Annotated in this window: 11 protein-coding genes and 1 pseudogene; 7 read left to right on the top strand and 5 right to left on the bottom strand. The window is 74.8% G+C overall.

Going from position 1 to position 13,637, the window contains the following annotated elements; all coding sequences use genetic code 11:
* Positions 1-9: 9 nt before the first annotated feature.
* The 4 genes from AB0435_RS18530 to AB0435_RS18515 all read left to right on the top strand — a co-directional run bounded on the left by AB0435_RS18530 (position 10) and on the right by AB0435_RS18515 (position 4,738).
* The gene (locus tag AB0435_RS18530) at positions 10-507 is read left to right on the top strand and encodes a MarR family transcriptional regulator (RefSeq protein WP_366004128.1); all 498 of its coding nucleotides are present in this window, start codon (positions 10-12) and stop codon (positions 505-507) included.
* Positions 508-599: 92 nt separating this feature from the next.
* Positions 600-2,000, top strand: coding sequence for a CoA transferase (locus AB0435_RS18525; RefSeq protein ID WP_366427434.1), 1,401 nt, complete (start codon positions 600-602; stop codon positions 1,998-2,000).
* A gap of 107 nt (positions 2,001-2,107) precedes the next feature.
* Positions 2,108-2,689: a GNAT family protein gene (locus AB0435_RS18520; protein WP_366004130.1), complete on the top strand. Its 582-nt coding sequence runs from the start codon at positions 2,108-2,110 to the stop codon at positions 2,687-2,689.
* Positions 2,690-2,704: 15 nt separating this feature from the next.
* On the top strand, positions 2,705-4,738 hold the full coding sequence (locus tag AB0435_RS18515; protein WP_366427433.1) for a DUF5107 domain-containing protein: 2,034 nt from the start codon (positions 2,705-2,707) through the stop codon (positions 4,736-4,738).
* A gap of 349 nt (positions 4,739-5,087) precedes the next feature.
* Here the strand turns inward: AB0435_RS18515 and AB0435_RS18510 are convergent, their stop codons facing one another.
* The 4 genes from AB0435_RS18510 to AB0435_RS18495 form a co-directional block, all read right to left on the bottom strand.
* On the bottom strand, positions 5,088-5,438 hold the full coding sequence (locus AB0435_RS18510) for a VOC family protein (RefSeq protein WP_366004132.1): 351 nt from the start codon (positions 5,436-5,438) through the stop codon (positions 5,088-5,090).
* Between the two features lie 54 nt (positions 5,439-5,492).
* The gene (locus AB0435_RS18505) at positions 5,493-6,305 is read right to left on the bottom strand and encodes a class I SAM-dependent methyltransferase (RefSeq protein ID WP_366427432.1); all 813 of its coding nucleotides are present in this window, start codon (positions 6,303-6,305) and stop codon (positions 5,493-5,495) included.
* A gap of 95 nt (positions 6,306-6,400) precedes the next feature.
* A complete protein-coding gene (locus AB0435_RS18500; RefSeq protein ID WP_366427431.1) occupies positions 6,401-7,882 on the bottom strand; it encodes a phosphatase PAP2 family protein in 1,482 nt (493 codons plus the stop codon).
* Positions 7,883-7,979: 97 nt separating this feature from the next.
* Positions 7,980-8,852, bottom strand: coding sequence for an isocitrate lyase/PEP mutase family protein (locus AB0435_RS18495; RefSeq protein ID WP_366004135.1), 873 nt, complete (start codon positions 8,850-8,852; stop codon positions 7,980-7,982).
* A gap of 448 nt (positions 8,853-9,300) precedes the next feature.
* Between AB0435_RS18495 and AB0435_RS18490 the strand changes: the two genes are divergently transcribed.
* Positions 9,301-9,873: a TIGR03086 family metal-binding protein gene (locus AB0435_RS18490; RefSeq protein WP_366427430.1), complete on the top strand. Its 573-nt coding sequence runs from the start codon at positions 9,301-9,303 to the stop codon at positions 9,871-9,873.
* Positions 9,874-9,889: 16 nt separating this feature from the next.
* Here the strand turns inward: AB0435_RS18490 and AB0435_RS18485 are convergent, their stop codons facing one another.
* Positions 9,890-11,578 carry a thiamine pyrophosphate-requiring protein gene (locus tag AB0435_RS18485; protein ID WP_366004137.1) on the bottom strand — a complete coding sequence of 563 codons (1,689 nt, stop codon included), beginning with the start codon at positions 11,576-11,578 and terminating at the stop codon, positions 9,890-9,892.
* A 228-nt stretch (positions 11,579-11,806) separates the two neighbouring features.
* Between AB0435_RS18485 and AB0435_RS18480 the strand changes: the two are divergent.
* Both AB0435_RS18480 and AB0435_RS18475 read left to right on the top strand, forming a co-directional pair.
* Positions 11,807-11,947 (top strand): annotated as a pseudogene (locus AB0435_RS18480) (sigma factor-like helix-turn-helix DNA-binding protein); the annotation flags it as partial.
* 432 nt (positions 11,948-12,379) lie between these two features.
* The gene (locus tag AB0435_RS18475; RefSeq protein WP_366004138.1) at positions 12,380-13,588 is read left to right on the top strand and encodes an aminotransferase class I/II-fold pyridoxal phosphate-dependent enzyme; all 1,209 of its coding nucleotides are present in this window, start codon (positions 12,380-12,382) and stop codon (positions 13,586-13,588) included.
* Positions 13,589-13,637: the final 49 nt, after the last annotated feature.

The following is a 13,637-nucleotide window of genomic DNA, read 5'->3' as shown; positions in this document are numbered from 1 at the left end:
GGTGAGTTCATGTCCCCGCAGTCCAGGAACCGGCCGCCGACCGCCCGGCCCACCGCCGAGAGCGCACCGGACGCCCGGCTCCTGACCGAGGCCGTCACCCGGCTCCGCCGGGCCCTGCGCGCCTCGATCCGTACCGACTATCCGTGGGAGACCCTGCCCATGGCCCAGGTCGAGCTGCTCCAGGTGCTGGCCGAGCACTCACCCGTCAGGGTCGGCGACCTCGCGGCGCGGCAGCGTCTGGCGGTCAGCACCGTCAGCGGCCTGATCGGCCAGATGATCAACGCCGGGCTGGTGGCCCGGGCCGTCGACCCCCAGGACCGCCGCGCCTCCGCCGTCACCCTCACCGACGCCGGACGCGGACAACTCGCCGCGTGGGCGCGGGCCCACGAGCGCCGCCTCGGTGACGCCCTCGGCTCCCTGGACGAGGACGACCGGGCCGCCGTCCGCACGGCCCTCCCCGCCCTGCTCCGCATCGCCGACCTCCTGGATCCCAACAGCCCCTCCTGATCCGGAAGACGGCCCACGGCGCGACCCAGCTCGGCCGCAGGACAACGAAATTGGGGCTGGTGGCCCGGGCCGCCCGGTGTCAGACTGCCGTAATGATCAAGCGATCGACGGACGCCACACGCCGGGCCTGGGCCCTGCTCGGCGGGGATCCGGCGCTCACCGCCGCCGTCGAGTACGGCGGCCCCGAGGCCCGGACCCTGCCGTCCGCCCTGCCCGTCGCGGAGTTCGCGCGGGCGACGGTCGCGGTGTGCGCGCTCGCCGCGGCCGAGTGGACGGCCGTACGGCGCGGCGGCGGCACCCTGCCGAGGGTCCTGGTGGACGACGGGGCCGTGGCCACCGCCTTCGTCAGCGAGCGCCACCTGAGGGTCGACGGGCGCGCCGCCGGGACCTTCGCGCCGCTGTCCCGGTTCTGGCGGACCGCGGACGGCTGGGTGCGCACGCACGCCAACTACCCCCACCACCGCGCCCGGCTCCTCGCCGCGCTCGGTGTCACCGACCCCGGCGACGACGACGCGCTCGTCACCCGCGTCGCCGCCGTGCTCGCCGGCCGGCACGCGGAGGAGGTGCAGGAGACGGCCTACGCGGCCGGCGCGCTCGCCGTCGCCGTGCGCACCCCCGCCGACTGGGCCCGGCACCCCCAGGGCGCCGCCGTCGCGCGCCGCCCCCTGCTCTCCCTGGACCGGATCGCGGCAGGACCCGTGCGCAGACCCGAGCGCGGCCCGGCCGCGCGCGGCCCGCGCGTACTCGACCTCACCCGCGTCATCGCCGGACCCGTGGCCACCCGGACACTCGCGCTGCTCGGCGCGGACGTGCTGCGCCTCGACACGCCGGACCTGCCCGAGAGCCAGGACGCCCACGACGACACGGGCTTCGGCAAGCGCTCCGCCCTGCTCGACCTCGCACGGCCCGCCGACCGGGCCACGTTCGAGGAGCTGCTCGCGGCCGCGGACGTCGTCGTGACCGGCTACCGCCCCGGCGCCCTGGACCGCCACGGCCTGTCGGCCGAGGCGCTCGCCGAGCGGCGGCCGGGCCTGGTGATCGGGCAGTTGAGCGCGTGGGGGACCCACGGGCCGTGGGGCGGCCGACGCGGGTTCGACAGCCTGGTCCAGGCGGCCTGCGGCATCGCGGCCACCGAGGCCGCGCCGGACGGGACGCCGGGCGCCCTGCCCGCGCAGGCGCTGGACCACGGCACGGGATACCTGCTGGCGGCGGCCGTGCTGCGCGCGCTCACCGACCAGTGCGCGGGCGGCGGCACACACCTCGCGCGGCTCGCCCTCGCGCAGACGGCCGCCTGGCTGACCGGTGACGAAGTGGGCCCACGGGACACGGGCGAGCCCGGGGTCGAGTACGAGGCGGGGGAGTGGCTGCGGGAAGCGGACGGCCCGTCGGGGCGCGTGCGGTACGCGAGCTCACCGGTGCGGTTCGACGGTGGACCCGCCGACTGGCCGCGGCCGCCCGGCCGATGGGGAACGGACGAGCCGAAGTGGAACTGAGCGCTCCCACGACGCCGCGGCCGCCCGCCCCGGGCACGCCGGACCCCGCGCGTCAAGACCCGCTTCCGGCCCGGCCCGATGTCCGTACCGGCCCTTACGATGACCCCGTGTCCGATCCCGATCACCACGGCCCCGATCAGCACCACGCCCCCTACATCGCCCGTGGCCCGCACGTCGCCCTGCGCCCCCTCACCCACGACGACGCGGCCGAGTTCACCGCGCTCGCCCGTGCCAGCGCGCAACTCCACCACCCCTGGCTGGCGATGCCCACGGCGTACGCCGCGTTCACGGCGTACGTCGACCGCATCGCCGAGCGGCAGTCCGTCTCCCTCCTGGTCTGCCTGCCCGCCTCCGGAGGGGCCATCGCGGGGTTCGTCAACATCAACAACATCGTGCGCGGCGGCTTCCAGAGCGGGGCGCTCGGATACGGCGCCTTCGCGCCCAGCGCCGGGCGCGGCCACCTCGGCGAGGGACTCGGGCTCGTACTCCGCCATGCCTTCGGCCCGTTGGGCCTGCACCGGCTGGAGGCGAACATCCAGCCCGGCAACACCGCCTCCCTGAAGCTGGTCCAGCGGCACGGATTCCGCAGGGAGGGGTTCTCGCCGGGGTTCCTCTTCATCGACGGTGCGTGGCGCGACCACGAGCGCTGGGCGATCACCGCCGAAATGATCCCGGACCACGAGGGCTGAGAGAACGAGGTTGCCGTGCCCACGACCATCAGACGAGCCGTGCTGTCGCTTCCCGTCGCCCCGCTGGGCCCGGAGAACCCGCTGCCCGCGCTGCTGTCCCCCCTCAAGCCCCATCACCTCGACGTGGCGCAGCGCGCGGAACTTCCCGCGGCCATGGCCCGGCAGGTCGGCTACGGCCCGCTCCGCTCCGTCCTGCCCGTCCGGCGGCGTGACGGCTATTCCCGCGAGCGCACCCCCGCCGACGTCGAGGCGATCGTCATCGAGAACGACCGGCTGCGCGCGACGGTCCTCCCCGGCCTCGGCGGCCGCGTCCACTCCCTGGAGCACAAGCCCACCGGCACCCAGCTGCTCTACAGCAACCCCGTCGTCCAGCCTGCCGAGTTCGCGCTGAACGGCGCGTGGTTCTCCGGCGGCATCGAGTGGAACATCGGCGCGACCGGCCACACCCCGCTCTCGATGTCCCCGCTGCACGCAGCCCGCGTCCCGGCCCCCGACGGCGGCGAGATGCTGCGCCTGTGGGAGTGGGAACGGATGCGCGATCTGCCCTTCCAGGTCGACCTGTGGCTGCCCGACGACTCCGACTTCCTCTACGTGGGCGTACGGATCCGCAATCCCCACGACCGGCCCGCCCCCGTCTACTGGTGGTCCAACATCGCCGTGCCGGAGAGCGCCACGAGCCGGGTCCTCGCCCCCGCCGACGAAGCCTGGCGCTTCGGCTACGAGCGCAGCCTCCGCCGAATCCCCGTGCCCGAATGGGAGGGCGCCGACCGCACCTACCCCCTCAACAGCGAGCACGCCGCCGACTTCTTCTACGAGGTGCCGGACGGCGCGCGCCGCTGGATCACCTCCCTGGACGCCGACGGCCGGGGCCTGGTGCAGACCTCGACCGACCTGCTGCGCGGCCGCAAGCTCTTCGTCTGGGGCGCGGGCACCGGCGGCCGCCACTGGCAGCAGTGGCTCACCGAGCCCGGCACACCCGGCTACGCCGAGATACAGGCCGGCCTCGCCCGCACCCAGCTGGAACACGTCCGGCTCGAAGCGGAAGGCGAGTTCGCCTGGCTGGAGGCGTACGGTCCGCTGGCCGCCGACCCGGCCACCGTGCACGGCACCGACTGGCGCGCCGCCTGCGGCGAGGTCGAGGCCCGGCTGGAGGCCGCGCTGCCACGGGCGGACGTCGAGCGGGCGTACGCCGCGTGGCGGCCCTACGCCGACCTCGACCCCAAGGACAGCCTGGCCACGGGCTCCGGCTGGGGCGCCGTGGAGGTCGAGCGCGGCCGCTTCGACCTGCCCGGCACACCCTTCGCCCCCACGACCCTAGGTGAGGAACAGGCGCCCTGGCTGGAGCTGCTGCGCACCGGCTCGATGACCCTGCCGCGGCGGGCCCTGCCGCCGGGCCCGACACTGGTGTCGCCCTACTGGCGTGACCAGTTGGAGACCGCCGAGACCGGCAACCCCCACTACGACCACTACCTCGCCTACCACCTCGGCGTCGCCCGGTGGCACGCCGGGGACCGCTCGCAGGCCGTCCGCAGCTGGGAACAGATCGCCGACACCCACTGGCCCTCGATGCGCTGCCTCGCCGTCGCCGACGAGGAGGACGGCCACCCGGAGCGGGCCGCCGACCGCTTCCTGCGCGCCTTCACCGACGCCCGCGAGGCGGCGGGCGACGGCCCCTCCTGGACGGCCGCGATCGCCGCGCTCGCACGGGAGACTACCGAGGCCCTCCTCGCCGTGCACCGCCCCGCCGACGCCACCGCGGTCCTGGCGGCCCTGCCCGACACCATCCGCTCACGCGGCCGCTTCCAACTCCTGCGCGCCCGCGCCCTCCTCGCCCTCGGCGACGCGTCCGCCGCGCGCGAGATCTTCGACGCCGGCTTCGAGGTCTCCGACCTGCGGGAGGGGGACGAGACGCTGTCGGAGACGTGGTACGTGATCGCTGAGCGCTTGCTTTCGGGCGGGGGTCCGGGTCCGGTGCCGGACGAGGTGCGGGCGCGGGTGCGGGCGGAGGGGGTGCCGGGGCGGTACGAGTTCCGCATGCGGCCGGAGTAGGCGGGTCGTTGGCGCCTGCGGCGGGCTTTTCCCCAGCCCCGCCCCTTCCCGAAACTGGGGCTCGCGCCCCAGACCCCCGGCTGCCGGTCCGTTGCCGCCTGCGGCGGGAGCGGCCTGCGGCCGCGTCCTCAAACTCCCCCAGCTACCGCTGGGAGGTGCCCCCAACGGGCTGGATTGTGCGGACCGTAGCCAGCGCATTCAGCCCGTCCGGCGTTTGAGGACAGGGGGTCTGGGGGCTTGCCCCCAGTTTCGGGAAGGGGCGGGGCTGGGGAACAAGCCCGCCGCAGGCGCGGGGGCCAGGGGCACCCGCCCCAGGTCATTGCTGAGGGCGGGGAAAGACCAACCGCCCTCAGCCCGGCTTGCGGTCGACGTATTCGAAGATCAGCCCATCCGGATGCCGGGCCACCAGGTTCCGCCCGATGGGCGTAGGGACAGGTCCCGCGATGATCTCCGCGCCCACCGCCCGGAGATCCGCCAGCGACTCGTCGACGTCCGAGACCGCGATCGTGGCCGTGATCTTCCGCAGGATCGACAACTCCCGCTCCGGACCGCTCATCAGGAAGAAGCACCCGACGGCGGCGACCGAGACACCACCGCGCTGGAAGCGGAGCGCTTCCGCGCCGGTGAGGCGTTCGTAGACGGCGACGGCGGCATCGAGGTCGTCGACGCACACCCTTAGCGAGGTCCCCAGAATGTTCATGGGAACAAGGCTAGTTGGAGGCGCCGCCCCCGCGGGCCCGGCGGTCGGAACGCCTCATACCCTGCACAGGAGTTCGGCGTTCAGGACCGCGAACCACGCGTCCGGCGAGCCGCCCCACGCCCGCCACGCCCCGGCGATCCGGTGGAGGCCCGCCTCGTCCGTGAAGGAGCCGGAGACGGCGAGGTCCGCGTAGGACGACGCGACCGTGCGGTCCGCCCACAGGCCGCTCCACCACGCCCGCTCCTCCGGGGAGGCGTAGCACCACGCGGAGGCGGTGGCGGTGATGTCGGTGAGGCCGGCGGCGCGGGCCCAGGAGAGGAGGTGGCGGCCGGCGTCGGGTTCGCCGCCGCTCTTGCGGGCGACCCGGTGGTAGAGGTCCAGCCACTCGTCCAGCCCCGGCACCCGGGGGTACCAGGTCATGGCCGCGTAGTCCGCGTCGCGCACCGCGATCACCCCGCCGGGCCGGCACACCCGCCGCATCTCGCGCAGCGCGCCCACCGGGTCGCCGAGGTGCTGGAGCACCTGGTGGGCGTGGACGACGTCGAACGAGCCGTCGGGGAAGTCCAGGGCGTGGACGTCGCCGACCGTGAAGCGCGCGTTCCCCAGGCCGCGCGCACCGGCCGTCGCGCGGGCCCGGTCCAGGATCTCCTCCGTCGTGTCCAGGCCCACGACCCGGCCCTCCGGCACGAGCGCGGCCAGGTCCGCGGTGATGGTGCCCGGACCGCAGCCGATGTCCAGGACCTCCAGGCGCGGCGTCAGTTCGGGCAGCAGATACGCGGCGGAATTGGCGGCGGTGCGCCAGGTGTGCGAACGCAGGACGGATTCGTGGTGTCCGTGGGTGTAGACGACGGCGGACGGTTCCGGCATGGCAGCCCCCTCGGCGTGGGCCCGCTCCGGTGCGGGCGGGTCCCCTCACCGTACGCAGCGCCGCCACATTATGAGAACACTGTCTCGGCATCCGGTCATGGCGTCGTCGGGAGGCGGTAGACGACCAGCGCCTCGTTCTCCTTCGCGAGGGTCAACGACCGTGGCGCGTGCGCCACTTCACCGTCGTACGCCAGGTGTGTGCCCGGCTCGACGCCGTCGATCCGCAGGTGCCGCAGCCGGGCGGATCTCAGTACGGGCGAGTGCTTGAGGTCGCCGGTCAGCGCCGCCAGGAGCAGCCGCGTGCGGGCCAGCCGGCCGCCGGAGACCGTACGGACGTCGAGCACGCCGTCCGCCAGGTCGTGCCGCCGCAAGGGCGTGAGTCCCAGGCCCCGGTAGGTGCAGTTGCCCGCGAAGAGCATCCACAGCTCCCGCGGCCTGCCGTCGACCTCGATCCGTGCCGGTCCCGCCGTGCGCAGCACCTCGACGGCGGCCAGCACCCCGGCGGGCCAGGCGCCGATCCGCGGGGCCCAGCGCTCCCGCACCCGCACCAGCTCGGGGTACGCGCCGATGCTGAAGGTGTTCAGGAACCAGCCGTGGTCACCCATCCGCACCAGGTCGACCGCCACCGCCTCCCCGGACTCCACGGCCCGGCAGGCGTCCGCGACGGTCTCGATGCCCAGGTCGTACGCGAAGTGGTTGAGCGTGCCGCCGGGCAGCACGGCCAGCGGCAGCCCGTACCGTCTGGCGGTGGCGGCCGCCGCGCTCACGGAGCCGTCGCCGCCGAACACCCCGAGCGCGCCGCCGAGTTCGAAGGCGCGGTTGGCCGCCCGCTCCAGCGCCTTGTCCAGCGGCTCGCCGGTTCTTCCCGCGGCGTCCGGGCCGCTCTCGACGACCTCCGCGAGCGGGAGCGCCGCCCGCACCTCGTCGGCGGCGTCCGGACGCGCGCCCACCCGCTGTCCGGAGGTGGAGTTGGTGACCACGACCAGCCCCGCGCCGCCGGGCAGCGCCGGGGCGTCCGCCCGGGGCCGCGCGGGCGGCGCGAGCTGGGCGCGCGTGGGCGCGAGACCGCGGACGGCGAAGGCGGCGCCCGCGCCGAGCGCCGCGCCCGCGAGCACGTCACCCGGGTAGTGGACGCCGGTGTAGACCCGCGAGAAGCACACGGCCGCGGCGATCGGCGCCAGCGCCAGCCCCCACCCGCGGTTCTCCAGGGCGACCCCGGCCGCGAAGGCGACGGCCGAGGCGGAGTGGCCGGAGGGGAAGGACGTCGTGGCCGGCTGGCGGGCGAGCCGCCGGACGAGCGGCACGACGTCCAGCACGGGCCGCACGCGGCGCACGGAGCGCTTGCCGAGGGTGTTGACCGTGGCGGAGGCGACGGCCAGCGAGGCGATCCCGCGGAGCGCCGCGCGCCGGGCGGGCCGGCCGCCGGTGGCCGCGGCGCCCGCCGCCAGGCCGAACCACAGCAGGCCGTGGTCCGCGCAGCGGGAGAGCCGGGGCAGGGCGCGGTCGGCGCCCGGCCAGTGCCGTCCGGCCACGGCCAGGAAGGCTCTCCGGTCCCAGGTGCTCAGTGCGCGCCGCATGGGGGCCGGGTACCCCCGTGCGGCGCGTCGATGCCTCCCGGGTCCCCGGCGGCCGGACGGGCCCGGTGCTGCGGCCCGTCCGGCCCCGGGTGCCGGGTCAGGACGCCACGGGGACCCCCGGGACGCCGTCGCGGTCGTGGTGGCGGCTGATGTTCTTCTCCAGGAGGGCCAGGCACTCGGCCACCCCCACGCTGTCCGCCGTGAATTCCGGCAGGCGGCCGTCCGCGGCCTTCAGGCCGGTCAGCGCCGTGTCCATCGCGGTCTGCGCGGCGAAGAGGCACGGCGTGCTGTAGATCGCCACGTCGACGCCGAGCGCGCCGAGCTCCGGGAGGGAGAGCCGGGGGGACTTGCCGCCCGCTATCTGGTTGAAGAGCAGCGGTTTGTCGCCGATGACCTCGCGGACCTTGCGTATCCAGTCGACGCTGCGGACGCCGTCGACCAGCACGACGTCCGCGTCGGTGGCCGCGAGCGCCTTCGCGCGGCGCAGTATCTCCGCCTCCTCGGTGGCGTCGGTGCGGGCCACGACGACGAGGTCGCGGCGGGATTCGAGGACCATGGTGAGCTTGTCGAGGTACTCCTCGAGTGGCAGCACCTGTTTGCCGTCCACGTGGCCGCAGCGCCGTGGCCGTTTCTGGTCCTCCAGGATCACCCCGGAGGCGCCGATGGCCTCCAGGTGCTGGACGACGTGGCAGGCCGTCTCCGGGTCGACGTAACCGTCGTCGATGTCCACGAGCAGGTGCTGCGCGGGGAAGGCGAGGCGCAGCCGCTGGACGAAGGCCACCAGGTCGGGCCAGGCGATGAAGCCGATGTCGGGCAGGCCGTAGTGGGACGCGGCGAAGCCGAAACCGGAGACGAACATGCCGTCGTAGTGCTGGGCCGCGGCGGAGGCGGAGAACATGTCGAAGACACCGATCAGGGGTGTCGTTCCGTCTTCGGCGATGGCCGCACGTAGCCGATCGGGGTGGTTCACGGTACCCTCCGGAACATTGGGTTGCGTCGATGCGACGCCCTGGCCAACTGCCTGCGAAGCTCCGGCCGGTGCGTGTGCATCACGGGACACATCTGGGAAACGCGGCAAGGACAGGGCCGAGACCCACGCCGGCGGGCGAAGGGTCCCGGCCTTCGTTCGTATGGATCCTTGTTCGGGTGTGCCGTCCGGACATTAGTCAAGGAATGGTCATGCGGCAATGTTGGGCGAGTAAAGAAGAGTTTGCCGCGATGCTTTTGAGCCGATCGCCCCAACGCCCTTGAGTCACCCGCGAGTCCACCGCCCGGAGGCCCCTGGGCCCGCCGTCTCGGCGCATTCCGGATAACGGGGGACACCGGGGGAGAGGGGCGCGTCCGGGCGCCCTGCCCACAATGGCGCGTTCACCCCGCCCGCCTCGCCGCCATCCGGATCCGTACCGACAATGGGTGCCATGAGATCCGACACGCTGCTGGAGCGGCACGCCGAGGCCCTCGCCCTGTTCACCGACCGTGTGCACGCCGTCGACCCCGGCCAGTGGGGTGACCCGACGCCCTGCACCGAGTGGACCGTGCGCGAACTGGTCAACCACCTCACCGCCGAACAGCTGTGGGTGCCACCCCTGTTGGAGGGCGCCTCCCTCGCGGACCTCGGCGACTCCCTCGACGGCGACGTGCTCGGCGACGACCCCGCCGCCACCTGGGACGCCGCCGCCACCGCGGCCCGCGAGGCGTTCGGCGCGCCGGGCGCCCTGGAGCGGACGGTCCAGCTCTCCTACGGCCCCACCGCGGCCGACGCCTACGCCTCGCAGATGATCTCCGACGCGGTCGTGCACGCCTGGGACCTCTCCCGGGCCATCGGCGCCGACGAGCACCTCCCCGCGGCCCTCGTGGAGTTCACCCGGCGCGAGGTCGAGCCGTACGCCGGAACCCTCTCCGGCACCGGCCTGTTCGCCGACCCGGTCGAGACGCCCGAGGGCGCCGACGCCCAGACCCGGCTGCTCGCGCAGCTGGGACGGAAGGCCTGAACCACCGGGCACGCGCTCACACTTCGCCCGCCGGGTCCGAGTCCGGCGGCAGCGGCGGAACCGCCGGATCCGTCACGAACTCCACCACCGCCGGCACCTCCGCCGCCAGCGCCTGCCGCCACGCCCCCTCGACGTGCTCGGGCCGGTCCACACGGATGCCGGTCATCCCGATCGAGCGCCCGAACGCCGCGTACGACACATCCGGCAGCTGCTGCGACGGCAGGAACTGCGGGGAGCCGCTCCTGGCCCGCAGTTCCCAAGTCACCTGGTTGAGGTCGTGGTTGTTCCACACGCCGATGACCAGCCGGGGATCCTCCCACCGCGCGTGGTACTTCGCGGCGGTGATCAGCTCCGCCATGCCGTTCATCTGCATCGCGCCGTCCCCCACCAGCGCCACCACCGGACGGTCCGGGTGCGCGAACTTCGCGCCGATCGCGTACGGCACACCGGAGCCCATCGTGGCGAGCGTCCCCGACAGCGAGCCCCGCATCGTGCCGCGCATCCTGACGTGCCGCGCGTACCAGTGGGCGACCGAGCCGGAGTCGGACGTGAGGATCGCGTCGTCCGGCAGCAGCGGCGACAGGGCCCGTGCCACGTACTCCGGGTTCACCGGCTCCGCGGCCGCCCCGGCGCGCCGGGCCATCGCCTCTTCCCAGCGCAGCACTCCGGTGACGATCCCCTCCTGCCAGTCGCGCCGCTCCTTGCGGTGCAGCAGCGGCAGCAGCAGCCGGAGCGTGGCCCGCGCGTCGCCGGTCAGATTGACCTCGTACGGATAGCGCATGCCGATCAGGCGCGGGTCGACGTCGATCTGCACGGCCCGGGCCTGGCCGTACTCCGGAAGGAACTGCGCGTAGGGGAAGTTGGAGCCGATCGTCAGCAGCGTGTCGCAGTCGCGCATCATCTCGTACGAGGGGCGGGTGCCGAGCAGCCCCACCGACCCGGTCACGTACGGCAGTTCGTCGCTCAGCGCGTCCTTGCCCAGGAGGGCCTTGGCGACGCCCGCCCCCAGCACGTCCGCGACCTCCTCGGTCTCGGCGCGGGCGCCCGCCGCGCCCTGCCCGATCAGGATCGCCACCCGCTCACCGGCGTTGAGGACCTCCGCCGCCCGGCGCAGCGACTCGGTGGACGGCACCGTCTGCCAGCCGCTGAGGTCCAGGCTGGACGGCACCATCTTGAAGGCGTGCGAGGGCGGTACGTAGTCGAGGTCCTGGACGTCGCCGGGGATGATGACGGCGGTGGGGGAGCGGCGGGCGTACGCGGTGCGGACGGCCCGGTCGAGGACGTTCGGCAGCTGCTCGGGGACGTTCACCGTCTCCAGGTAGTCGCACGCGACGTCCTTGAAGAGCGAGTGCAGGTCCACCTCCTGCTGATACGCGCCGCCCATCGCCGACCGGTGCGTCTGCCCGACGACGGCCACCACCGGCACATGGTCGAGCTTCGCGTCGTAGAGACCGTTGAGCAGATGGACCGCGCCCGGCCCGGACGTGGCGGCGCACACCCCCAGCCGGCCGCTGAACTTCGCGTAGCCCACCGCCTCGAGCGCCGCCATCTCCTCGTGGCGGGACTGGACGAACCGGGGCCGGTCGGCCGCCCGTTCCCAGGCCGCCAGCAGCCCGTTGATCCCGTCGCCGGGATAGCCGAAGACCTGCTCCACACCCCACGCGCGCAGCCTCTCCAGCAGGAAGTCGGACACTTTCTGGCTCATCGGGCTTCACCTGTCTCGGGTGGTGGCGGGGTGGCGGGCGTGCGTTGCTCCGTACGGGTGGCCGGCGTCGCGGCCGAGGCGGTCGGCGGGGCAATTCCTCCTGGCAGGTGCGGCGGTGCGGTGCCGGGCGCACGGCCGGTCACCCTCCATCGAAACCCCGCGAGCGGCCCCGCGCCCGTCCGCCGACCGGCCCGGTCTACCCCCGGCGGCCCCGGGCAAGCGCCCCATGTCTACCTGCGCTTCTTCTGCGACATGACCCAGAGCCGCATCGCGGACCACCTGGGCATCTCGCAGACGCACGTCTCCCGCCTGATCTCGCGGACGTGCACGCGTCTGTGTGAGCGAGTGTGCGCGCAGCGAGCGGCGTGACCGCTGGGCGGCCGGGGTGCCTCAGCCCTCCAGGGCGCGGACAGGGAGGGGCGTCGCTCGGGCCCCGGGTGTGCCGGCCCTCCGGGGTGCGCGGCCGGCGTCGGCGCCTGCGGCGGGCTTGTTCCCCAGCCCCGCCCCTTCCTGGCTGCGTCTGATGTGCGGCTCCGCCGCGTGGGGGGCACGCCCCCAGACCCCCGCAACACGCTTCGCGCGGTGTCCTCGAACTCCCCCGGCTACCTCCCCCGGACTCCGTCCGGGGTGCCCCCAGAGGTGCCCCCAACGGGCTGAATTCAGCGGGGCGGGCAGTGGCGCGAAGCGCCGTGAGTGCAACCGGGGCGCCCCTCGCGCGTCACCCGCGCAGCCCGTGTCGGGCCGCCGCCGTGCCCGTGATCTGCCAAGGTGGTCGCAGGGCCGAGGCGGGCGGAGGTACGGATGCAGGCGAGCCTTCCGGCGCTTCCGGCCGTCACCGCCCCGGAACGCGGGCTCCCCGTACTGCCCGAGCTCGCCGCCCGCCTCGCCGAGGCCGCCGCCCGCAGCGAGCCCGAACCCCTCGGCGGAGGCCCCGCGCTGCGCGCCGCCGCCTGCGGCTACTGGTCCCGCCGCGGCCTGCCCACCGAACCGGACCAGGTCGTCGCCGCCCCCGGCGGCCCCCCGCTGCTCCTCGCCCTGCTCGCCGCCGCGGGCGGCGACGTCCTCCTCACCCGTCCCTGCGCCGCGTGGTACCTGCCGCTCGTACGGCTCGCCGGGCGCCCCGCCTTCCACGTGCCCGTGCCGGCCGAGTGCGGCGGCGTCCCCGACCCGTTCGCGCTGCTGGAGACGGTGCGCCGGATCCGTGCCGAGGGCGGCAGGCCGCGGCTGCTCGTCCTGTCCGCCGCCGACGACCCGACGGGCACCGTCGCGCCGCCCGAGATCCTGCACGAGGTCTGCGAGGCGGCGGTCGCCGAGGACATGACCGTCGTCAGCGACGAGACCTGGCGCGACACGCGCCACCACCGGGGCGGGACCGTCTTCCTCGGCCCCGCCGAGATGTGGCCCGAGCATGTCGTCGTCCTCACCGACCTCGCCGGGGCCCTCACCCCCACCGCCTGGCCCGCCGCCGCGGCCCGCTTCCCCGTCGGCGGCCGCGGCCCGGTCCTGCGGGCCCGGGTCACCTCGGCGCTCGCCGCCGTCCGCGCCGAACTGCCGCCCCCCGTCGCCGCGGCCGCCGCCTACGCCCTGGCCGAACCCGGGCCCGTACGCGCCCGGACGGCCGCCGCCGCCCGGCTCTACGGCACCCTCGGCGCCGCCGCCCGCGAACGGCTCGCCACCGCCGGGGTGCTCAGCCGCCCCCCGCAGACCGGCCCCTACCTCTACGCCGACCTCGGCGAGCTCCGCACCGCCCTCGCCGCCCGCGCCATCACCGACTCCGTCGAACTGGAGGCCCACCTCAGCGCCGCGCTCGGCCGGCCCGTCCCGGGCGGCCACCGCTTCGGGGACGCCCCCGACGACCTCCGGGTCCGGCTGTCCACGCCACCGCTCCTCGGTACCACCGAGGCCGAACGGCAGCGCGCCCTGGCCGCGTCCGACCCGCTGGCTCTGCCCGGCGTCCGGGCGGCGCTGACCGAATTCGGCTCGGTCTTCGGCGAACTCGCCGGCAGCTGACCTACCGTCGATGCCGACCGTGCGTACCGAGCCTCCAGCGCCCACCGGG

Source organism: Streptomyces sp. NPDC051173 (assembly GCF_040689515.1).
Lineage (GTDB): Bacteria > Actinomycetota > Actinomycetes > Streptomycetales > Streptomycetaceae > Streptomyces.
Note: the sequence above shows the minus strand (reverse complement) of the source record. Positions and strands in the feature narration are given on the sequence as shown.